Annotated in this window: 17 protein-coding genes and 1 pseudogene; 11 read left to right on the top strand and 7 right to left on the bottom strand. The window is 41.6% G+C overall.

From position 1 onward, the window contains the following. The 3 genes from tnpC to tnpA form a co-directional block, all read right to left on the bottom strand. Positions 1-1,140: IS66 family transposase (gene tnpC / locus PB1_RS05020; RefSeq protein WP_003351152.1), on the bottom strand; the 1,140-nt coding region annotated here is incomplete at its 3' end. Positions 1,141-1,218: 78 nt separating this feature from the next. Next, positions 1,219-1,560: an IS66 family insertion sequence element accessory protein TnpB gene (gene tnpB, locus PB1_RS05015; protein WP_274413072.1), complete on the bottom strand. Its 342-nt coding sequence runs from the start codon at positions 1,558-1,560 to the stop codon at positions 1,219-1,221. Positions 1,561-1,568: 8 nt separating this feature from the next. Beyond that, positions 1,569-1,895, bottom strand: coding sequence for an IS66 family insertion sequence element accessory protein TnpA (gene tnpA / locus PB1_RS05010; protein WP_003350562.1), 327 nt, complete (start codon positions 1,893-1,895; stop codon positions 1,569-1,571). Between the two features lie 289 nt (positions 1,896-2,184). Between tnpA and PB1_RS16865 the strand changes: the two genes are divergently transcribed. The 6 genes from PB1_RS16865 (at position 2,185) to rlmD (ending at position 6,514) form a co-directional block, all read left to right on the top strand. After that, complete coding sequence (locus PB1_RS16865; protein WP_003351151.1) at positions 2,185-2,391, top strand: spore coat associated protein CotJA; 207 nt, start codon at positions 2,185-2,187, stop codon at positions 2,389-2,391. 14 nt (positions 2,392-2,405) lie between these two features. Then, on the top strand, positions 2,406-2,675 hold the full coding sequence (locus PB1_RS05005) for a spore coat protein CotJB (RefSeq protein WP_003351150.1): 270 nt from the start codon (positions 2,406-2,408) through the stop codon (positions 2,673-2,675). Between the two features lie 14 nt (positions 2,676-2,689). Then, complete coding sequence (locus PB1_RS05000; RefSeq protein WP_003351149.1) at positions 2,690-3,247, top strand: manganese catalase family protein; 558 nt, start codon at positions 2,690-2,692, stop codon at positions 3,245-3,247. A 693-nt stretch (positions 3,248-3,940) separates the two neighbouring features. Then, positions 3,941-4,306 carry a helix-turn-helix domain-containing protein gene (locus tag PB1_RS17385; protein WP_155816362.1) on the top strand — a complete coding sequence of 122 codons (366 nt, stop codon included), beginning with the start codon at positions 3,941-3,943 and terminating at the stop codon, positions 4,304-4,306. After that, complete coding sequence (locus PB1_RS16850; RefSeq protein WP_081485578.1) at positions 4,276-4,806, top strand: integrase core domain-containing protein; 531 nt, start codon at positions 4,276-4,278, stop codon at positions 4,804-4,806. Before PB1_RS17385 ends, PB1_RS16850 begins: the two co-directional genes overlap by 31 nt. A gap of 337 nt (positions 4,807-5,143) precedes the next feature. Then, complete coding sequence (gene rlmD, locus PB1_RS04985; RefSeq protein ID WP_003351148.1) at positions 5,144-6,514, top strand: 23S rRNA (uracil(1939)-C(5))-methyltransferase RlmD; 1,371 nt, start codon at positions 5,144-5,146, stop codon at positions 6,512-6,514. A gap of 113 nt (positions 6,515-6,627) precedes the next feature. Here rlmD and tnpB (PB1_RS04980) read toward each other — a convergent pair. After that, positions 6,628-7,805, bottom strand: a pseudogene (gene tnpB, locus PB1_RS04980) (IS200/IS605 family element RNA-guided endonuclease TnpB). Between the two features lie 277 nt (positions 7,806-8,082). Here tnpB (PB1_RS04980) and PB1_RS04975 point away from each other — a divergent pair. Then, positions 8,083-9,624, top strand: coding sequence for a malate:quinone oxidoreductase (locus PB1_RS04975; RefSeq protein ID WP_337999014.1), 1,542 nt, complete (start codon positions 8,083-8,085; stop codon positions 9,622-9,624). Positions 9,625-10,428: 804 nt separating this feature from the next. On the opposite strand, the gene PB1_RS04970 is transcribed toward PB1_RS04975, so the two are convergent. Next, positions 10,429-10,974: a hypothetical protein gene (locus PB1_RS04970; protein WP_003351142.1), complete on the bottom strand. Its 546-nt coding sequence runs from the start codon at positions 10,972-10,974 to the stop codon at positions 10,429-10,431. Positions 10,975-11,476: 502 nt separating this feature from the next. Then, entirely contained in the window at positions 11,477-12,379 is a 903-nt protein-coding gene (gene gltC / locus PB1_RS04965; protein ID WP_003351141.1) for a glutamate biosynthesis transcriptional regulator GltC, read from the bottom strand. A gap of 123 nt (positions 12,380-12,502) precedes the next feature. On the opposite strand from gltC, the gene gltB reads away from it, so the two are divergent. Continuing rightward, the gene (gene gltB / locus PB1_RS04960) at positions 12,503-17,065 is read left to right on the top strand and encodes a glutamate synthase large subunit (protein ID WP_003351140.1); all 4,563 of its coding nucleotides are present in this window, start codon (positions 12,503-12,505) and stop codon (positions 17,063-17,065) included. 50 nt (positions 17,066-17,115) lie between these two features. Further along, positions 17,116-18,597, top strand: coding sequence for a glutamate synthase subunit beta (locus PB1_RS04955; protein WP_003351139.1), 1,482 nt, complete (start codon positions 17,116-17,118; stop codon positions 18,595-18,597). 484 nt (positions 18,598-19,081) lie between these two features. Here the strand turns inward: PB1_RS04955 and PB1_RS04950 are convergent, their stop codons facing one another. Then, positions 19,082-19,282, bottom strand: coding sequence for a cold-shock protein (locus PB1_RS04950; protein WP_003351137.1), 201 nt, complete (start codon positions 19,280-19,282; stop codon positions 19,082-19,084). A gap of 197 nt (positions 19,283-19,479) precedes the next feature. Here PB1_RS04950 and PB1_RS04945 point away from each other — a divergent pair, with 197 nt between their 5' ends. Continuing rightward, positions 19,480-20,598 carry an NAD(P)/FAD-dependent oxidoreductase gene (locus PB1_RS04945; protein ID WP_003351135.1) on the top strand — a complete coding sequence of 373 codons (1,119 nt, stop codon included), beginning with the start codon at positions 19,480-19,482 and terminating at the stop codon, positions 20,596-20,598. A 333-nt stretch (positions 20,599-20,931) separates the two neighbouring features. Next, positions 20,932-22,473, top strand: coding sequence for an MFS transporter (locus PB1_RS04940; protein ID WP_034644886.1), 1,542 nt, complete (start codon positions 20,932-20,934; stop codon positions 22,471-22,473). Positions 22,474-22,543 lie beyond the last annotated feature (70 nt).

The following is a 22,543-nucleotide window of genomic DNA, read 5'->3' as shown; positions in this document are numbered from 1 at the left end:
ATAGCGTTCTTCAGGAGTTGAATCCTTTAATTCACGCTCAATCGCAAAAAGTTGGTTACAGAAATGGAGTCCTTCCTTGGCAGCTACCGGAGCCGACTGCTTTGAAGCCGGAAGAGCCTTTAAGGCTTCATCAAACTTACGCCTTGCATGTGCCCAACAACCTACCAGGGTCACATGAGGCAGCCCTTGATAACCGGAGTAGCCATCCACATGAAGGTAGCCCTTGAAACCATTCAGAAACTTACGAGGATGTTCCTTTCCTCGTGTCTGTTGGTATTCATAAAGAGTAATCGGCGGACCTTCTCTTCCTGTACGATAAAGCCACATATAAGAAGTGGATGTTGCCTTTCGACCCGGTTCATGAAGTACCTGTAAAGTGGTTTCATCCGCATGGAGAATCTCCTGCTTGAGTAAATGATCCTTCATCCGATCATAAATCAAACGTAACCACTGATCTGCGCCATAGATCATCCAGTTCGCCATCGTCTGCCGGGATAATGTAAACCCAAATCGCTCAAACTGCTTTTCCTGGCGATAAAGAGGCAGCCCTTCCACATATTTTTGGCTCATCACATACGCCATACTTGAAGGAGAAGCTAAACTGCCCGGATAGACAGGTGCCGGTATAGACGCTGTCACAATCGGGGTATGGATCTCCTCACGTTCACAACGGCGGCAGGCGTAGACATAACGGACATGCTTAACCACTTTTACTTCAGCTGGAATGACTTTGATTTCTTGACGCACTTCCGTGCTCATTTCATGTAAAGATCCACCGCAACACGAACAGACCTGCTCTTCTGCGGAAAGGCGGTATTCAACCGTTTCCGTAGGCAGGTCTTCTAGCATCGTTTCACGTTGGCCGCGTTTTTTACGACGACGGTAGGTAATGGTTTCAGAAGCAGGTTCCTCTAAATTGGAGGCTGCTTCTACCTCTGCTTCATTAAAGAGCGAAAGCTCTAGTTGATCGGAATGTGTTTTTTCACTTGAAGAGCCGAATCGTCTTTTTTGGCTGAGGCGAAACTGTTCCTCATACCATTTTAACTTCGCAGTCAGTTCAGCGACTTGCTTTTCAAGGGATTCACATCGTTTTTGAAGATTTTCAGTTGGTTGGGTGAGTGTTTTCGTTGTCTTTTTCATACTTTATCTATTCGACAAATTATGATCAGTCCCTTTTAAAAATTGGAGTTTTAAATAAAAAAATGAAAAAATATGATTTCATATGACTGTCCTTGCGATAACTTCAGGATGAGCCTGGCGTTGATCAAGTGGAAGTCCATCAAGCAACCAACGGAACTGCCGGCGGCTTATTTTTAACGGTGCATCACTTTCATCCGTTGGCCATTGAAATTTTCCGCGTTCTAAACGTCTATAATAGAGCCAAAATCCGTTGTGCTCCCAATGAAGAATTTTCAATTTATCCCGATTACGGTTACAGAAGACAAAATAGCTAGACGAAAAGGGGTCCAGATCAAACGACTCTTTCACCAACGCAGCCAGGCCATCAATGGACTTGCGCAAATCTGTGCTCCCTCGGGCGAGGTAAACATGCACGATCATTGCTTCGTTCAACACAGCGATCTTAAGGTCCGGACGACATCCGCAAGGAAAGATGGGTCGAAGCCAGGTTTAACCTCTATGGATGCTTGCCCTATATTAATCTGTAAGGATAATGAAGTGTTTTTTGATTCGGCATCTTGTTCATTCATTGTGATTGATACCCATTTAGGTGATGGTGCTGAGATCCGATTTGTGTTTTCAATTTTTTTAAGCCAATATTTTAATTGATGGAGCTTTACATTATTGTCAGCACACCATTTGGATTGGGTCTGTCCACTTGCCCTAAACTTATCGATACGAAGTTCCCATTCTTTTCGCAATTCCGCTCGAGACATCAAAAAACCTCCTCAAATATTGATTTGAAGAGATTATCTCATAGTATCATCTTGGTTAATAGGTGGGTACTATTTTACGGTTACGATTATGTGTTCTTATATTTTCTTCAGCTAAATGTACAGGCTGTTAGAATGGCTATTTAAAAGAGGTGCAAATCATTATCAAGAAGCCGTAATGACTGCTCCAAAAAGTAATAAAAATGTGTACATGCCTTATTTCACTTAAAATTCCTATTCATAAAATATTTAGAAAATATTTTTTAAATCGAAAGGGGCTTTCCATAAAATTATGTTTTCTCAACAGAAAAATTATTTTCCTTTCGTTTCGCCATTTGACCCCTGTGTGCCAATAAGAATCAAAATTTACGAGACTCCCCCTAGTTTGTATCTTGATTTTCAACCTAATAACTTACCCCAATTTTCATTAAGAAAAGCCGCGAGCCTAGGGACACTTTGGACTGTACTCTATAGTCCTTATCCCTCAAAAAAACTATAGAATGGATGAATGAGATGGAAATGGGTAAAACGATTGATCCTAATTTTTATGCAATTCTTGAAGAATTGCAAGTCATTCAATTTGTATTGGTTGAATTAAATCTGTATTTGGATACACATCCGAACGACATAGAGGCAATTGAACAATTCAATCTTTTTGAAGAAATGCGTAAGAACACTGCGGAAAAGTTTGAAAAAAAGTTTGGTCCGTTGTTTAATTTTGGTCTCAGCACTTCAGGTGTCCCGTGGCAATGGGTTGAACAACCTTGGCCATGGCAGGTTTAGGGAGGTGAGATGACATGTGGATTTATGAAAAAAAGCTGCAATACCCTGTTCGTGTAAGTAAGTGTGATGTGAGGATGGCGAAAAACCTGCTGGAAGCCTACGGCGGAGAAAGCGGTGAGCTATCCCAATCCCTTTGTTATTTGAACCAGCGTTATACGATGCCTCCAAAGGTTATTGGGATACTAAACGATATCGGAACAGAGGAGCTGGCCCATCTTGAAATGATTGCCACGATGATATACAAATTGACGAAGGATGCAACAATCGAACAACTGGAAGAAGCAGGGCTTGGAGGATACTATGCCAATCATGGGAAAGCACTCTTTTATCAAAATGCAGTAGGACAACCTTGGACCGCTGATTATATTCAGGCGAAGGGTGACCCGATCGCAGATCTATATGAAGATATTGCCCTTGAAGAAAAAGCGCGGGCCATGTATCAATCTCTTATCGATTTAACCGATGATGTTGATTTGCAAGATGGGCTAAGATTTCTTAGAGAGCGAGAAGTCGTTCATTCTCAAAGATTTCGTGAAGCGGTTGAAATATTGAAAGAAGAAACAACAAGTTAAAAATAAGAATATATGGCAAGAAAATCAGGACAATTTAATTGCTTGCATTCTGGATTTTAATCAAACGTTTGATTAAGAAACGTAATTCCGGAAAATTGCTCAAGATTTTAAAAAAGTAGGTGCCAATCGTTTAAGGAAGTTTTCTATAACTTTCCGGTTATCGACCACTTTTTAAATATATCGACCACAATTTATGATTTATCGACCACTTTCTTTTTAGCCCCCTTAATCATTTGGACACGAACCTAGTGGAAAAAGTAAACTAGGATTAGGAAATCAGATGATGGGAGGGCATAATATGGCGAAGAAAAAGATTGACGTAATTGAAGATGTTAAAAAGAAATATGTGCGGATGGCACTAGAAACAGGAAACTATGCTTCTATTGCTCGTAAAGCAGGTATTTCACGTAATACCTAGAAAATGGATAAACGAATATGAAGATGAAGTGCGAGATCTTATGGAGGATGAGGGAACAATCACTCTGTCTGATAACCCCACTATGGACGAACTGATGAAAAAGTACGAACAGGCCATGAAACTCCTTGGAGAGAAAGAACTTGAAGTCGCTATGTTAAAGAACCTTCTAAAAAAAACGAGTCCCGATAGAAGAACGTTTAGAGGAAGTAAAACTCTGGGTTGCGGAAGGTTTTCCAATAAAACAAGCAACGAAAGCAGTGGAGGTGTCACGGTCGTTGTACTACTATCATCAAACTGCCGAAAAGGAAGACAAAAAGCCAGATAGGCGAGGACGCCCTATTCCTGGTTATTCTGTTACTCAGTCAGGAACAAAGGTTTCTGATGAACAGATTGAGGAGTTTTTAATGGAGGCCGTGGAAGGAGAGGAAGGCATATACGGCTATCGGAAGTTGACCCATTACTTAAGGACGGAGCATAAGCTGGTGATTAGCCCCAAAAAAGTCTATCGACTATGTGATGAGTTAAACATTTTGTTACCTAAGCGAAACGCTCCATCTCCATATCCAAAACGGTTAGCTAAACAACACGTTATTACTGGACCCAACCAATTATGGCAAGTCGAATTAAATATGGATCGATAGAAGATAGCGGTCGTTTCTTTTTTCTGGCCAGTGCCATTGATGTATTTGATCGCTGTATTGTTGGCTATTATCGAGGATCAAAGTGTCAAGCGAAGGAGATTACAGGTATGCTTCAAGAGGCACTCATAAGGCGTCAAGTACACATTCCGCAAGATGAAAGTGTATCAAGTATCATTATACGAACCGATAACGGTCCTCAGTTTGTGAGTCATGACTTTGGTGATTTTTGTGAGCAATACAGGATTTATCATGAACGGATACCAACAAAGTCTCCAAACTTAAATGCCTATATAGAATCATTTCACAGTATTATTGAACGGGAGTGTTATCAACGGGACACCTTTGAGTTCTTTGAGGAAGCCTATTATCGAATTGATGAATTTATGGAGTTTTATAACAATCGGAGATATCACGGCAGCCTTAACTATCTTACTCCTGTCCAGTTTCATAACTTGTACAAGGATGAAGGCTATCCGGAGGAGATGGCGATCAGCTTATAAGCTACGCAGAGTTACTCCTTCTTCACCTAACCCACCCCTAGATGATGGAACGAAAGGGTCAAGCGAATTGGGCTTGACGCTGTAGTGACATCATCTAAAATGGATCAAGGTGAAGAAGGAAAAACCAAAAAGATGAAAAACTGCGAAAAACAAAGAAAATAAAAGTACGTGTCCAAAATAAGGGGGCCAAGCCGCTTTTAAAATATATCGACCACATTTCATGATTTATCGACCACTTTTTGAATATATCGACCACTCTTTCGCAATCCGGCCGTCTTTGTGCTACAATCTTTTCTGTCAAATTGGACACGGAAACTACAAGTAAAGGAAGAAAGCAATGAGCAAAACACTGCCGGTTCAAAAAAACGATTATATAGATGTTACTTTTGAAGACTTAACGCATGATGGAGCAGGAGTTGCCAAAGTGGATGGCTACCCGATTTTTGTACCAAGGGGACTGCCAGGCGAAAAAGCAAAAATAAAAGTCATTAAAATAAACAAAAGCTATGGCATCGGCCGGCTGATTGAGATTTATGAAAGAAGCCATTACCGGGTTGACGTGCCAAGCGGTGACGCCCATAAATACGGCGGCTGCCAGCTGCAGCATATCAGCTATGAAGGTCAGCTGAAATATAAGGAAAATCAAGTCCGACAAGTACTCACCCGTATCGGAAAACTTGAAGACGTCAAGGTACATCCGATTATAGGCATGGACAACCCATGGAATTACCGAAACAAAGCGCAAGTTCCTGTTGGTGAAAAAGACGGTAAACTTATTGCCGGTTTTTTTAAACCGCGAAGCCATGAAATCGTCGATACAAATGAAAGTTTGATCCAGCTTCCGGAAATTAATGAAGTGGTTCGGACAGTGAAGGAAATTTGTATCGAACTCGGAATTCCGGCTTATAATGAAGAGGCACATAAAGGCGTTCTTCGCCATATCATAGCCCGCTACGGAAAGCAAACGGGGGAGCTTATGGTTGTCATTATTACCAGAACAGCCGACATTCCGCACAAAAACAAACTAGTTAAGGAAATTATCGCCCGCCTCCCTAAAGTAAAATCTATTGTCCATAACGTAAATCCGAAACGGACAAACGTTATTTTAGGTGAGAAAACAACCGTACTTTGGGGAAATGAAGTTATTTACGATTATATCGGAAATGTGAAATTTGCAATTTCTGCTCTATCCTTTTACCAGGTGAACCCCGACCAGACGAAAGTGCTGTATGACAAAGCGCTGGAGTATGCCGGATTGACAGGGGAGGAAACAGTCATTGATGCATACTGCGGCATCGGAACGATTTCACTGTTCCTTGCTCAAAAAGCAAAAAAAGTTTTTGGCGTTGAGGTTGTCCCGGAAGCTATTGAAGATGCAAAGCGGAATGCTAAATTAAATGGAATCACCAATGCTGAATTTGCCGTCGGTGAAGCGGAAATCGTCATACCAAAATGGTATAAAGAAGGAAATCGTGCAGATGTGCTCGTTGTCGATCCGCCACGGAAAGGCTGCGATGAGGCGTTATTGAAAACCATTATAGACATGAAGCCAAAGAAGGTTGTTTATGTATCATGTAATCCGGCTACACTTGCCCGTGATTTGAGGATCTTAGAGGATGGCGGATATAAGACAGTTGAAGTGCAACCGGTGGATATGTTTCCGCAGACGACGCATGTTGAGTGCTGTGCGTTGCTAAAATTACGTTAAGTTAAATAGAAGCAGATGGTAACGAGAGTCTTTGAACTACTCACCGCTTAACGACCTTACGGGTTGTTTGAAGCGGGAGATTCCTACGAACACCGAAGTAACCTTCAGTTATCTTAGTAGGCTAGCCCCGCAGTCCCTGCGGTTAGAAGTCTTATGGCTTCATTTTTAAGATTTAAGCTTGCGTTAATATCTCGATTATGATGGGTTCCGCAAGAAGGACAGTCCCATTCACGCAATCCCAGATTTTTAACGTCTTTGTTTTGATAGCCACAATTTGAACAAAGCTGACTGGAAGGAAAGTTTTTTGCAACAGTTACTACTTGTTTTCCATACCATTTTGCTTTGTACTCAATCATGGTTTTGAATTGCGACCATGATGCTTCACTAATTGCTTTGGCAAGAGAATGATTCTTTAGCATATTAGCTATAGACAAATCTTCCATTCCGATAATGTCGTGGTTTTTGACAATATCGGTTGAAACCTTGTCTAAAAAATCCCTTCTTGCATTGGCTATTTTTTCGTATATACGGGCTACTTTCTTTTTAGCCTTGTGCCAATTTGCACCGCCAACAGTTCGTCTACTCATAATCCGTTGTGCCTTTGCTAATTTTTCCTCTAATGAGCGGAAAAATTTTGGATTGGAGTAAGTTGTTCCATCGGAAAGAATAGCAAAGTCTTTGATTCCCACGTCAACTCCAATAGCTGAACGGGTTTTTGGCCATTCAGATACTTCTGCCTCCGTTCCCAGAGAAACAAAGTATTTGCCCGAAGGATTACGCCGTATTGTTGCATTTAGGATACGTCCTTCTACTTCGCGGCTTTTGGCATAACGAACAAGTCCAAGTTTAGGAAGTTTCATATAGTTGCCTTCAACAGTATATTTCCATTTACATGTTTCGTTGTGTAGGATTGAACCGGATTCTTTTTAGACTTAAATCGAGGTTGTTTGTTTTGTTTGTTGTAGTATCGAACATAAGAGTCAGCAAGATTTTCAACTGATTTTTGCAAAGCAATACTATCCACTTCCTTCAAAAATTCATACTGTTTTTTTAATTCGGGAAGTGATTTTATGGTTTCTTTCTTGTTGATGTATTCACCCTTCCAATTATTCTTTGGAAACTGACCATTTTGAACCATTTCTTCGCAAATATGCCAGTAAGCGTCCTTTGCTTTCTGCTTAGCAAGAAAGAAGTTAAAAACGAACCTTGAACAGCCAATCGTTTTGTTAATGAGTTCCATTTGTTTTTTGTTTGGATAGATACGAAATTTATAGGCTTTGTGGACGATCATGACGTTCACCTCATTTTATTAAGAATATTTGTTCTTATTATAGCATAATGAGGAAGGTTTTGGCTATCGCCAACCGACATTCATCCCCCACTTACTCATTGGGCTTTGCCCTTCACTTTCCTTGAAGTGGGAGTCTTCTGTCGGAAAATGATAAATAGTTTTTGTGTGTTCCTAGGCCTTGTGGAAGGAGTTCACACTTTTTATAAGCTTTAAAATAATTTATAATATAATCATATAATAGTAGAAAAATTTAAACTATAAATAATTATAATACACTATGATATGTTTAAATTTTAGACAGAAAAGGTTGGTAAAAATGAGCAGCAGAGAAACTAAAACAGACGTCATTTTAATTGGGGCCGGAATCATGAGTGCGACTTTGGGGACACTCTTGAAAGAGTTAGCACCGGAATGGGAAATCAAAGTGTTTGAGAAGCTCGCAAACGCAGGAGAAGAAAGCTCTAACGTATGGAATAATGCGGGAACGGGGCATGCGGCACTATGCGAGCTTAACTATACACCCGAAAAACCGGATGGATCTGTAGATATTAGCAAAGCTATAAAAATTAATGAACAGTTTCAGGTTTCACTGCAGTTTTGGTCTTATCTTGTAAACAGCAATCTGATTCGTAATCCGCAGGACTTTATAAGGCCAATACCTCATATGAGTTTAGTGCAAGGGGAAAAAAATGTAACTTTTTTGAAAAAACGTTTTAAAGCGCTTTCAAGAAATCCTTTGTTTCAAGGGATGGAATTTTCCGATGATCCTGAAAAACTGAAGGAATGGATTCCGCTTATCATGGAAGGCCGTACATCGAATGAACCGATAGCGGCAACAAAAATCGACTCTGGAACGGATGTCAACTTTGGTGCTTTAACACGCATGTTGTTTGACCACTTAAAAAGTAAAAACGTCGAGATAAACTACAAGCATAGTGTTAAGGATATTAAACGTACTAGCGACGGCTCGTGGAAAGTGAAAGTGCATGATATCGATAGCGGTAAAATCGAATACCATACTGCAAAATTCGTCTTTATCGGCGGTGGGGGCGGAAGTCTGCCTTTACTGCAAAAGACGGGTATTCCTGAGTCAAAACATATTGGAGGATTCCCGGTAAGCGGACTATTTATGGTATGTAACAATCCGGAAGTTGTAGCGCAGCATCATGCAAAAGTTTACGGTAAAGCTAAGGTTGGTGCTCCTCCAATGTCTGTTCCGCATCTTGATACAAGATATATCGATAACAAAAAATCATTGCTGTTTGGACCTTTTGCCGGCTTCTCGCCAAAGTTCTTAAAAACAGGTTCAAATTTTGATTTGATACGTTCCATAAAACCGAATAATGTTTTGACTATGTTGGCGGCAGGCGTAAAAGAGATGGCATTGACAAAGTACCTGATCCAGCAAGTTATGTTATCGAATGAAAAGCGTATGGAAGAATTACGCGAGTTTATTCCGAACGCCAAAATCGAAGATTGGGATATAGTGGTAGCAGGCCAACGTGTGCAAGTTATCAAAGATACTGAGGCCGGCGGTAAAGGAACACTTCAATTTGGTACGGAAGTTGTTAGTGCCTCTGATGGCTCGATAGCTGCATTGCTTGGCGCTTCTCCGGGTGCTTCTACTTCCGTTCACGTTATGCTTGAGGTTTTAGAAAAATGCTTTGCACAACATATGAAAGAGTGGGAACCGAAAATAAAAGAAATGATTCCTTCTTATGGCGTGTCACTAGTGGAAAACCCAGAGCTTTTGCACGAAATTCATACTTCAACTGCGAAGACGCTTGGTCTAAGCGATAAAGAGCTGGTCATTAGTTAATACTTTGGATGCAGAAACTAAGGATTTTAATGGAAAAGCTTAAGCAACATTTTTCATCAATGGACAATCGTTTCTATGATGTAGAGATTAAAAAGGCAATGATTGAAAAAAAAACAGAGATAAAATAAAAAATTACCTAAAGAATTTAGTAAAAAATAGAATATCATTGAAAATAAAACTTAGAACCTTTGATCTATCTTTGGATTGAAGGTTCTCTTTTCAAAATTCGCAGTTAGAAAGGCTACGGTGAACCGTATCATAAATAGAGGGGATTTTTGGAGAGCTGAGTAGATAATTTTGAAGAAATGCCATTGTGAAAGACAAAAATAATCTAATAAAATTTGTAAATGTCCTTCATAGAGGCGATAAAGGAAAAACAAAACCAATTGTATATGCTGAATGTCCGTCATAAGACTTTTGAAGGACATAATTAAGATAGAGAGCATAAGAAAAGTCCGTCATAAGAGTCCTGAAGGACATAAACAAGATAGGAAACATAGGAAAAGTCCTTCATACTGTTAATAAAGGACAAATTTAGGATAATACAGTCTAACTAAAGGACAGATCTTCTCCTTTTTAATATATAGTAAAGTATTTATATCATACAGGGGATACGAAAGGGAACACCATTGACTATTATTTTAGTTAAAAGTAAAAAAGGTAGAATATTTAATTAAAAAGGGCAGACTCGCCAACGGGTGAAGTCTGCCCAAAATGAGATTCATTTCATGCATAAACCGTTGGGATAATACCATAAGTACTTCACTTTTTTGTCTTACCAGCACCCCAACCTGTGTAAAGTATTTAGTACGATTTGATTTTTGCTTCTAATTGTCTGAGCGTTAATTGATTTAAATCTGGAAAACCTTCTTTTTGCAGGGAAATTGTTTTCCCTTCGTAAACAGGGTAGACTCCTTGCCATCCCCCGATAATGGTATAAAATTCTGTTCCTGGAACATGTTTTAGAAAGCAAACATATTGACCCTCAGCAAGCGGTCCTGGGTAAATTTTATTGATAGGATTTAATGGATGAGGAAGTGGTTCAATTCCGGTTGATAACACGGTGATAATTCGGTCACCGGTTCCCTTTAAATATTTGTTGACATGAAAGCTTTGTACAAAATTGACAAGCTGCCCACCCTGTACAGATTTTTCTAACGGCTGTTTCTGATGAGAAGTATCGAACCAACCATAAGCAATTAATGTTGAACCACTTACTAAATCCTTTATTTTTACGACACGCTTGATATTTACTACTTGTTTTGGAATGACATTATTATGCGCCTGAACAGGTAAATGAAAAATAAATAGCAAACATATACAGATTAAAAACTTAGACCATACTTTCATTCAATCACCTCATAATATATCTTTGTTGAGTGTTACTATTTTCAACATTCTTTCTTTTTTTATGTGACCGTTTAATTAATGGGTGCTAATGTTCAATAAGTGCGAACCGGCTTTAACAGCCCTTGATCTTCCGTAATCGAGCACTCTAGCTGAAGATTAAGCATCTGTTTTCTTAATATAGGAATTGAAGATTTATAAAACGAGTAGGAACTCACCAACATTATGTTTCCACATGCACTTTGGACACGTCGAGTACGCTGTGTATATAGTTTTAAAAGAAAAAGCAGGTACCAATTAAGGTTTCCTGCTTTTATTCATTGTATTGGACTGAAAATCGGTAATGGATCCATTTTCATTTACTTCAACAAATTAGCTTATTGCATAAAGAGAAAGCCAAATTGTTGTATTGATAAAGCAACAAGTGTTTCATAGCATTGTTTGAAAACAGAAAGGAATACAAAAGTTCAAATCAAACTCACTGCAATACACGGAAACCCTTTTCTTACTGATATTTTTCCAGCGTTGAGAAAAAGTCTTGTACAAATCGATAAAACACTTTAACGGATGGTGCGAGTTCGTAATGATCGGAAACAATGACGCCGACGTTTCGTTTGACATGCGGCATTTCGATTGGCACTTTTGCCGCGAAGCGGAGCACCGTTTCATAAAGGGCGCTTTCCGGAAGAAGAGTGACGCCAATCCCTGCGGAAACGAGACCTTTGATTGCATCTAAGTCTTCTCCTTCCGATGAGATGATCGGTGAAAATCCTGCTTGTTGACAGGCATCGAGCACGATTTGATGCAAAATGTATCCTTGAGGAAATGTCACAAAAGGTTCGTTGCGCAGCTCGTTTAGCACTAAGCTGTTTCGTTTGGCGAGCGGATGATTGCTTGGAAGAAGAGCGGCAAACGATTCGGAAAATAAAATCTCCCCTCTAATTCCCGTTTCTCCCGCCGGAACAGGCCCGAGAAACGCTAAATCGATTTCTCTATTTTTCACCGCTTCGATTAAAAATTTGTAGGCTCCTTGGCGCAAATGAAACGAAACGTTCGGATGTTTTTCTTTAAAAGCGGAGATGACCATTGGCATTGTATGGCTTGCCAGACTAGTTGGAAATCCGATTTTGATCATTCCTCGTTCCGGGTCTAAATATTCTTCAATTTGTTGTTTTGCATATTCAATTGCTTTTAGCGCTGTTTCAACATGAGGCAAAAAGTGGCGGCCGACTGGGGTGAGTTTTACATTTCGCCCTTCCCGTTCAAATAGCTGTACTCCAAGTTCGGCTTCTAAATTGCCAATTTGTCTGCTAATGGCGGATTGTGCGACGTGAAGAGCTTCCGCCGCTTCGGAAACGTGTTCCCGTTTGGCTACCTCTAAAAAATATTGAAGTTGTCTTAGTTCCATTTTCCTTCCCTCTCTGCTATTTATATCAAAATGAGATTAATTTAATCTAAATTATATATTGTTTATATTATTTTTGAAAACTAAAATAGTACTTACATGTAAATGGAACGGGAGGGAAAGAAGATGAAACAATACGGACTACCGAAAGCACAAGGGCTTTATCGTCCAGAATTTGAGCATGATGCGTGTGGTATCGGCTTTTATGCTCACTTAAAAGGAAAGCCGTCGCACGATATTATAAAAAAAGGCCTCCATATGCTTCGCCAGCTTGAACATCGCGGCGGGCAAGGAAGCGATCCGGAAACCGGCGATGGTGCGGGTATTATGGTGCAAATTCCGCACGAATTTTTCCAAGCGGCATGTGGAGACATGAACCTTCCGCCAAAAGGGCGTTACGGCGCAGGCATGGTATTTTTGCCGGAAGATAATGAAAAACGGGCGTATTATGAAACCGAAATAAATAAAATCATTGAAAAAGAAGGGCAGACGTTATTAGGTTGGCGTACGGTGCCTGTAAATATCGAAAAAATCGGAAAATTGGCAAAAGAAAGCAAACCGTTTATCCGTCAAGTGTTCATCGCGGCCAGCGATGATATTCAAGATGAGCTTGCATTTGAACGAAAATTATATGTCATTCGCAAACAGGCGGAAAAGCTTGTTCAAAATAATGAATGTTATTTTGCAAGCCTCTCAAGCCGGACGATTGTATTTAAAGGATTGGTTACACCTGAACAAGTAGATGAATATTACGTCGATTTGCAGGACGAACGGTTTCAATCAGCGTTTGCTCTCGTTCATTCACGCTTCAGCACGAACACATTCCCTAGCTGGGAAAGAGCGCATCCAAACCGCTATTTAATTCATAACGGCGAAATCAACACATTAAGAGGAAACGTTAATTGGATGATGGCGCGGGAAAAGCAATTCGTATCCGAACTTTTCGGTGATGATTTGGAAAAAATTACACCGATTTTAGATATGAACGGCAGCGACTCATCCATTTTAGATAACGCGTTTGAATTTTTTGTACTAGCTGGGAGAAAATTGGCCCATGCGGCGATGATGCTTATTCCGGAACCATGGTTTTGGGACAGCGAAATGGACGATGACAAAAAGGCGTTTTACGAATACCATAGCTGCTTAATGGAACCATGGGACGGCCCAACGGCGATTTCGTTTACGGATGGAAAGCAAATCGGTGCAATTTTAGACCGAAACGGTTTAAGGCCGGCGCGTTATTATGTGACAAAAGATGACTATATTATTTTCTCATCTGAAGTCGGTGTCATCGATGTTGAACCAAGCAACGTGCTATATAAAGACCGGTTAAGCCCAGGGAAAATGCTTTTAGTCGATTTAGAACAAGGCCGGATTATTTCTGACCAAGAAATTAAAGAAGAAATTTCCAAAGAAAAACCATACCGTAAATGGTTGAACGAACAAATGATTACGTTAAATGATCTGGATATTCCGGAAGATACGGAGCCGGTCAAAAACCTTGTCACATTGCAAAAAGCGTTTGGCTATACGTATGAAGATGTAGAAAAAACGATCATTCCGATGGTGAATGAAGGAAAAGACCCAACAGGATCGATGGGAATGGATGCGTCTCTTGCGGTGTTGTCAGACCGTCCGCAAAGCCTGTTTAACTATTTTAAACAGCTATTTGCCCAAGTCACTAACCCGCCGATAGATGCAATTCGCGAATATATTGTGACATCGACGATGACGCTTCTCGGCAAAGAAGGTAATATTCTTCATCCAGATGCATCGGCTGCACGCCGTATTTGCATGGATACACCGATTCTTTCAAACGAAGAACTTGCAGCGTTAAAGTCGAACCCGTATCCTGAGTTTAAATATGCGGCAATTCCGACATTATTTACCGGCGATTTGAAAAAAGCGCTTGACGATCTTTTTGAAAATGCGGAAAAGGCGATGGAAAACGGCGCGGTGCTTCTTGTATTGTCTGACCGGGGCATCGACGAACAACATGTTGCTATTCCGACATTGCTTGCCACCAGTGCGCTTCATCAATACTTAGTCCGTCAAGGAACGCGCACGAACGTAAGCATTATTGTCGAAAGCAGTGAATCACGGGAAGTGCATCATTTTGCCGCTTTAATTGGATACGGTGCGGATGCGGTCAATCCGTATTTAGCGCTTGAAACGATTCGAAACACTGTAGAAAACGGAATTATTTCGCTTTCCTATCATGAAGCGGTGAGCAAATATAAAAAGGCGGTTACCGATGGCGTTGTCAAAGTCATGTCGAAAATGGGAATTTCGACGGTGCAAAGCTACCGCGGTGCGCAAATTTTTGAAGCGGTCGGCATCAGTGAAGAAGTGATCGAACAATATTTCACAGGTACGGCTTCGCAAATCGGCGGCATCGGGTTGGACGAAATTGCCAAAGAAGCAAAAATGCGCCACGCAGCTGCTTTCCAAACGTCATACAAAGACGACGCATTAGAACCGGGAAGTGAACTGCAATGGAGACGGAATGGAGAACATCACGCTTTCAATCCGAAAACGATTCATATGCTTCAATGGGCGTGCCGGAAAAATGATTATAAGCTTTTTAAAGAATATTCAAATTTAGCAAACGAAGAACAATTGACCTTTTTGCGAAATGCGTTTGAATTTGATGAATCAAGAACACCGGTTCCGATTGAGGAAGTTGAGCCGGTTGAATCGATCGTGCGCCGCTTTAAAACAGGAGCGATGTCCTTCGGTTCCTTAAGCAAAGAAGCGCATGAATCGCTCGCCATCGCAATGAACCGCATCGGCGGAAAAAGCAACAGCGGCGAGGGTGGAGAAGATCCGAGCCGTTTCGTGCCTGATGAAAACGGAGATTTGCGCAGAAGCGCGATCAAGCAAATCGCTTCCGGCCGCTTTGGTGTAAAAAGCCATTATTTAGTCAATGCGGATGAATTGCAAATCAAAATGGCGCAAGGGGCAAAACCCGGCGAAGGCGGACAGCTGCCAGCTAATAAAGTGTATCCGTGGGTTGGAAAAGTGCGCGGATCGACGCCCGGAGTAGAATTGATTTCTCCTCCTCCGCATCATGATATTTATTCAATTGAAGACTTGGCACAGCTTATTTTTGATTTGAAAAACGCCAATAGAGATGCGCGGATCAGCGTGAAACTTGTTTCGAAAACAGGTGTCGGTACGATTGCAGCCGGAGTCGCAAAAGGAAGTGCGGACGTAATTGTTATTAGCGGTTATGACGGCGGTACTGGAGCGTCTCCAAAAACGAGCATTAAGCATGCCGGTCTTCCGTGGGAGCTCGGTCTTGCGGAAACGCACCAAACATTAATGTTAAACGGTTTGCGCGACCGTGTAGTGCTTGAAACAGACGGTAAATTAATGACTGGCCGCGATGTCGTGATGGCCGCATTGTTTGGAGCTGAAGAATTTGGCTTTGCAACAGCTCCGCTTGTCGTGTTAGGCTGTGTGATGATGCGGGCATGCCATCTTGATACATGTCCGGTTGGCGTGGCGACGCAAAATCCGGAGCTTCGCAAAAAGTTTATGGGAAAACCGGAACACGTGATCAACTTCATGTATTTCATAGCCCAAGAAATGCGTGAAATTATGGCACAGCTCGGTTTCCGCACGGTGGACGAAATGGTCGGAAGAGTCGATGTCTTAAAAGTAAGCGAGCGTGCGAAAAATCATTGGAAAGCGAAGCATTTGGATATGACTCGTTTACTTTACCTAGTTGACGGTCCTCGTACATTTGCCCGTCCGCAGCAGCATAAAATCGAACAAACTCTTGATTTCAACAAAATTTTGCCGGCAGTCGAGCCAGCGCTTGAGCGAAAAGAAAAAGTCGAGCTGCACCTTCCTATTCGAAATGTAGATCGCGACGCCGGAACGATTACGGGAAGCGAAATTTCGAAACGATATGGGGAAGAAGGTCTGCCGGAAGACACGATTCGCCTTCATTTCACAGGATCTGCCGGACAAAGCTTTGCTGCTTTCGTTCCAAAAGGAATGACGATGACACTTGTTGGCGATGCAAACGACTATATTGGAAAAGGGCTGTCCGGCGGAAAAGTAATCGTTCATCCGCCAGAAGAGGCTTCGTTTGCTTCTGCGGACAACGTTATTATCGGCAACGTCGCTTTCTATGGGGCAACGAGCGGAGAAGCATTTATTCGCGGACGCGCCGGCGAACGGTTCTGCGTTCGAAACAGCGGTGTGAATGCAGTTGTTGAAGGCGTCGGTGATCACGGCTGTGAGTATATGACAGGAGGACGTGTCGTTATCCTTGGTTCCGTCGGGAAAAACTTTGCGGCGGGAATGTCAGGAGGAATCGCTTATGTGTTGGCCGATAATGAAAACGAATGGCAAAAAACAGCGAATAAAGAATTAGTATTGTTCGAACGACTCGATAATGAAGATGAAATCAACGAAGTGCAGCAAATGATTTCGAAACATTATCAATATACCGGAAGCAGAAAAGCTTCTCATATTCTAGCAAATTGGGAAAAGTATGAAGATAGATTTGTGAAAGTTATTCCAAGAAACTACAAATTGATGATCGAAACCATTAATGCGATGGAACAATCCGGGCTTTCTCAAGATGAGGCGATGATGGCTGCTTTCGAAGCAGTAGCAAAACGAAAAAAAGCTGCGGTAAACGAACCATTCGCATTACAAGCGGTCGCTAAATAAAACGATCGTTATCTCGTTCATCTTTTCGTGAAGAGGAGGGTGAAACACAAATGGGAAAAATAACAGGATTTATGGAATATACTCGCGAAGAAGAAACGAAACGTGGCCCTCTTTCTCGCCTGGAGGATTGGAAAGAATATGCGGTTCCGTTTTCCGATGAAACGCTCGCAAGACAAGGTGCCCGCTGCATGGACTGCGGGACCCCATTTTGTCATATGGGACTGGAATTGAACGGCTTAACATCAGGTTGTCCGATTCATAATTTAATCCCGGAATGGAACGATTTAGTGTACCGAGGCAGATGGAAGGAAGCACTTGAGCGGCTGTTGAAAACGAACAACTTTCCGGAATTCACCGGAAGGGTTTGTCCTGCACCTTGTGAAGGTTCCTGTACGGTAGCGATCTCCGATCCGGCAGTCGCCATCAAAGGAATCGAGCGGGCGATTATAGATAAAGGATTTGCTGAAGGATGGATTCAGCCGCGGATTCCGAAAAATCGAACAGGAAAAAAAGTGGCGATTGTCGGTTCTGGGCCTGCCGGTCTTGCTTGCGCCGACCAGCTCAACCAAGCCGGCCATTCGGTAACAGTGTATGAGCGGGCAGACCGAATCGGCGGATTATTAATGTATGGCATTCCAAATATGAAACTCGAAAAAGAAATTGTTGAGCGGAGAGTTCGGCTTTTAGAGCAGGAAGGGATTACGTTCGTAACAAATACGGAAATTGGAAAAGATATTACAGCCGAAAAGCTGCGTTCCCAATACGACGCCGTCGTATTATGCATCGGGGCGCAGAAACAACGTGATCTTTCGATTGAAGGAAGAGAGCTTGAAGGCGTTCATTTTGCAATGGATTATTTAACAGGTGTGACGAAAAGCTGGATTGACTCGAATTTTACAGATGGCAACTTCATCGATGCGAAAGATAAGCATGTCATCGTAATCGGCGGCGGTGATACGGGTGCTGACAGTGTTGCCGTTGCTTTGCGGCAAAAATGCAAAAGCGTTGTACAGTTTGGCAAGCACCCGGCATTGCCGAAAGAACGGTCAGATAATAATCCGTGGCCGCAGTATCCGCTTGTATTTACACTTGATTACGCATATGAGGAATCGAAAGCGAAATTCGGCACTGACCCGCGGCAATATTGCATTCAGACGAAAAAAATTGTTAGCGATGAACATGGGCGGGTCAAAGAACTTCATACGATTCAAATGGAAAAAATTATTGATGAAAATGGCAATGCGACTTTTAATGAAATTCCTGGAACCGAAAAAGTTTGGCCATGCGATTTAGTATTTATCGCCATCGGTTTTGAAGGTCCGGAGCAGCCTGTTTTGAAGCAATTCGGCGTCGAAACCGTCAATAAAAAGGTAAAAGCGCCGTACGGCAAATACACAACAAACGTCGAAGGAGTATTTGCAGCTGGAGACGCCCGCAGAGGCCAAAGCTTAATCGTTTGGGCGATTCATGAAGGCCGGGAAGCGGCGAGAGAAGTGGACCGTTTCATGATGGGAACGACCAATTTGCCATAATGGGGAAATTCCTCTTGAAAACAGAGTGTTTTCAAGAGGAATTTTTTATCTGAAAAACGAATTATAAATAAAACAAGCAGCCGACTAAACTACAAGGTTCCTATTTTGTTGTGACGGCGTTTTATGGTTAGATACGGGTTCTCTTCCAAGTTTAGGCTTCCAATTTTTCAATTTATTTTTCAAGTAATCCTTTAAGAAGTCACGTTTCTTTTTACGCCTTTTACCACGATTTTTAATGGAAAGTCACCACCCTTTCGTTACTGAACAGAGCTACTTTTCCTTTATTATAACCTCTACATTCTTATTTATCGAAAGGATATTTCAAATAAATGCGAAAAATACATCTAAAAGTGTTCATGTTATAATAGGGTAAACCATTAGCTTTAATATAATATATTTCCTGTTCGTACTTTGAACAGAGTTTTAATAAAAGACAATAAAAAACAGACTCTATAACTGAGTCTGTTTGTAAGCTCTAAATTCATTAAGCTTTACGTACATTAGCTGCTTGAGGTCCACGAGCTCCTTTTTCAACATCGAAAGTAACTTCTTGGCCTTCTTCAAGTGATTTGAAACCTTCGCCTTGGATAGCTGAGAAATGAACGAATACGTCTTCTCCGGCTTCACGTTCGATGAATCCGAAACCTTTTTCTGCATTAAACCATTTTACTTTACCATTTTCCATTTTTGTTGCCTCCTAGTGTGTCGAACACACAATTTTATTACTATTCTTGCTCTAAATGATATCCAGGCGAAAAGCAGTATCTTGTTATTCACTTGTATACCGAACAAAAATAAGTCTAATTAAGAATAACAAAAATAGTAAGAATTGGCAAGCGTAAGTCGAGTCGTTTCTAAAGTAAACGGAAAAGGTGATTATAAATGAAGAAAATGATCGTAGTTGGAGGAGGAATTCTTGGTGCGTCTACCGCTTATCACCTGGCAAAATCCGGAGTTGAGATAACATTGGTTGATCGTTTTGACCGAGGACAGGCTACGGACGCAGCAGCGGGGATTATTTGCCCCTGGCTTTCGCAGCGGCGCAACAAAGCGTGGTATCAGCTAGTAAAAGGCGGGGCGCGTTATTATCCATCTTTGATTGATCAATTGGAAGCAGATGGTGAAACTGAAACCGGTTATAGTCGAGTAGGGGCGATTTCTCTTCATACAGATCCGGATAAACTGGAGAAAATGGCGGAACGAGCGCGTAAACGACGTGAGGATGCACCTGAAATCGGAGAGATAACAATATTATCACCTTCCGAAACTAAGAGGCTGTTTCCGCTTTTATCTGAAGAATATGGTTCTGTTCATGTCAGCGGAGGAGCTCGTGTAAATGGAAGAGCTTTGCGCAACTCATTAGTCAATGCTGCCGTTATGTATGGCGCTTCTTTTCTTCAAGGGGATGCCACACTAATTTTTAAAGGTAACCAGATTACTGGAATCAAGCTAAATGGAAGTACATTGGAGGCTGATCAGATTATTGTTGCAGGAGGTGCTTGGACAAAAGAACTATTACAGCCGCTGGGTATCAATTTCTTAGTGAAACCCCAGAAGGCGCAAATTATTCACCTTGAAATGCAAGGCATAGATACGAGCCAATGGCCGGTTGTCATGCCCCCTAATGATCAGTATATTCTTACATTCGAAGATGGCCGGGTTGTCGTAGGAGCAACACATGAAGATGAGGCTGGATTCGATTGCCGAGTAACAGCAGGGGGAGTATATGAAATTTTGGGAAAGGCCTTGGCAGTGGCGCCTGGTTTAGCGAACAGCACCATGCTTGAAACAAGGGTAGGCTTTCGGCCGTTCACACCCGGTTTTCTTCCTGTCATCGGAACTTTGCCTAATTATAAAGGCATATTGATTGCCAATGGGTTAGGAGCTTCAGGCTTAACAAGCGGCCCTTATCTCGGTTCTGAACTTGCAAAGCTTGCACTTGGCAAACAAACAGAAATTGATCTGAGTCTCTATGATCCAGCTGGAGCTCTTGATGCTTAATTCTGAGTCACCATTACTGAACGGAAGTAATTGTGTATTGAACGAGAGTAAAAAGGTTCCGAACGGGAGTAAACGTGTATTGAACGGGAGTAAACGTGTATTGAACGGGAGTAAAGAGGTTTCGAACGGCAAAATCCAAAATGAGATTGGATTGTTTTGACTGATTTTGATTCATCTGCATTTGATAGAAAGTCTGGATCCGAACATCATTCAAAAGAATCAAAATCTTTTTTATTGTCGAAAAAATGTTTCCTTTTTTTGTTGTTTTTTACATATAAAGTGTTATTCTATTTAAGGGGAAATAAATGATTGCAAGGGGGAGAAGGAGAAGTAATGGAACAAAACAAAGGGATGTCATTCGTTATTTTAGCCATGGCACTGGGACTTTTTATGGCATCGCTTGATAACACAATTGTTTCTGCAAGCATTAATCAAGTTATCAAGGATATTGGCGGATTCGATAAAATGAGCTGGATTTTTACGGCTTATATGCTGGCCGCAACAAGTACCATGCTCGTTTTCGGAAAAATGAGCGATTTATTTGGACGAAAATTGTTTTATTTAATCGGTATCAGTTTGTTCCTGATTGGATCTGCTTTAAGCGGAACTGCTCAAACAATCGATCAGCTGATTGTCTATCGAGTTATTCAAGGGATCGGTTCAGGAGCTATTTTTCCGATCTCGTTCACGATTATTTATTCGATTTCAACAGACCCTAAGCAAGCTGCCAAAATGTCTGGCGTTTTTGCGGGGATATTCGGTATTTCGTCCGTTTTTGGCCCGCAAATTGGTACTTGGATTTCCGAGACGTCTTGGCTGGGGTGGAGATGGTGCTTTTATGTGAACGTGCCTTTCGGTATGCTGTCTATCATCACTTTGTTTTTTGCTTTAAAGGAATCTAAGTCAGATCAAAAACCAAAAGTTGACTATCTCGGGACAGTGCTGCTGATTTCTTCAACCGTTCTGCTGCTTCTCGGTTTAGAATGGGGAGGAAAGGATTATGCATGGGATTCGGTTCAAATAATTGGGATGTTCAGTGGAGCGGCTTTATTGATTGTGTTGTTTTTACTTGTGGAAAGAAAGGCGAAGGAACCGATTTTGCCTCTTTCTATTTTCAAAAATAAAATGGTGCTGGGCACGAGCATTGTCGTGTTTTGCCAGGGAGCCATCATGTTCTCTGCGATCACTTATCTTCCTATTCTTTCAGTGGCTGTTATCGGGAACGAAAACTCGAACAGCGTATTAACCCCAATGATGCTTCCGATTATGATCGGTGCAATTGCAGGCGGTTTCCTTTGTACGAAAATTTCTTTCCGTACAATAATGGCTTTTTCCATGGCAGTCGGCATACTTGTGGCTTATCTGCTGGGATCCATCACGCATGAGACGGCGAAGTGGATGGTCACACTCATCATGATCACGTTGGGGCTGATTGTTCTTGGTCCGCTCATGAGTGTTTCACAAAATGCTGTAGCTCAATCCGTTGAAAAGAGATATATCGGAATCGCTTCTTCGGTTGTAGGATTTTGGCGCAATATTGGCGGTGTGATGGGGGCTGCGATTACAGCAACCATTGTGAACAATGATTTGAAAGAGAAGATGACTGAATTTGCATCAGCCTCCAAAATGCCTGCTGATAAGGTACAAGAAATTGCAAAACCGGAAATATTAATGCAAGATCATGCACAAATTCCCGCTCAGGTTGTTGACTTCATGAGAGGCGCGGTGGAAACGGCATTGCACCACGGCTTTATATTAGCACTAATTGCCGGTATTATCGGATTTCTAGTTTCTTTATTTGTGGGCGGGGACCGGTACAAGTTTGGAAATAGAGGTGTAAAAGAGGCAGGAAAAGAAGAATTACCTGCAAGCTAATGGAAGTTTGTCCGCCTGGATTTCATTTGAAAAAGCTCATCCTTGATATCTTCCATAGGATGGGCTTTGT

Source organism: Bacillus methanolicus PB1 (assembly GCF_000262755.1).
In the GTDB taxonomy this organism is placed as follows: Bacteria; Bacillota; Bacilli; order Bacillales; family Cytobacillaceae; genus Bacillus_Z; species Bacillus_Z methanolicus.
The sequence above is the reverse complement of the archived record's forward strand: the minus strand, read 5'-3'. Positions and strand labels throughout refer to the sequence as shown.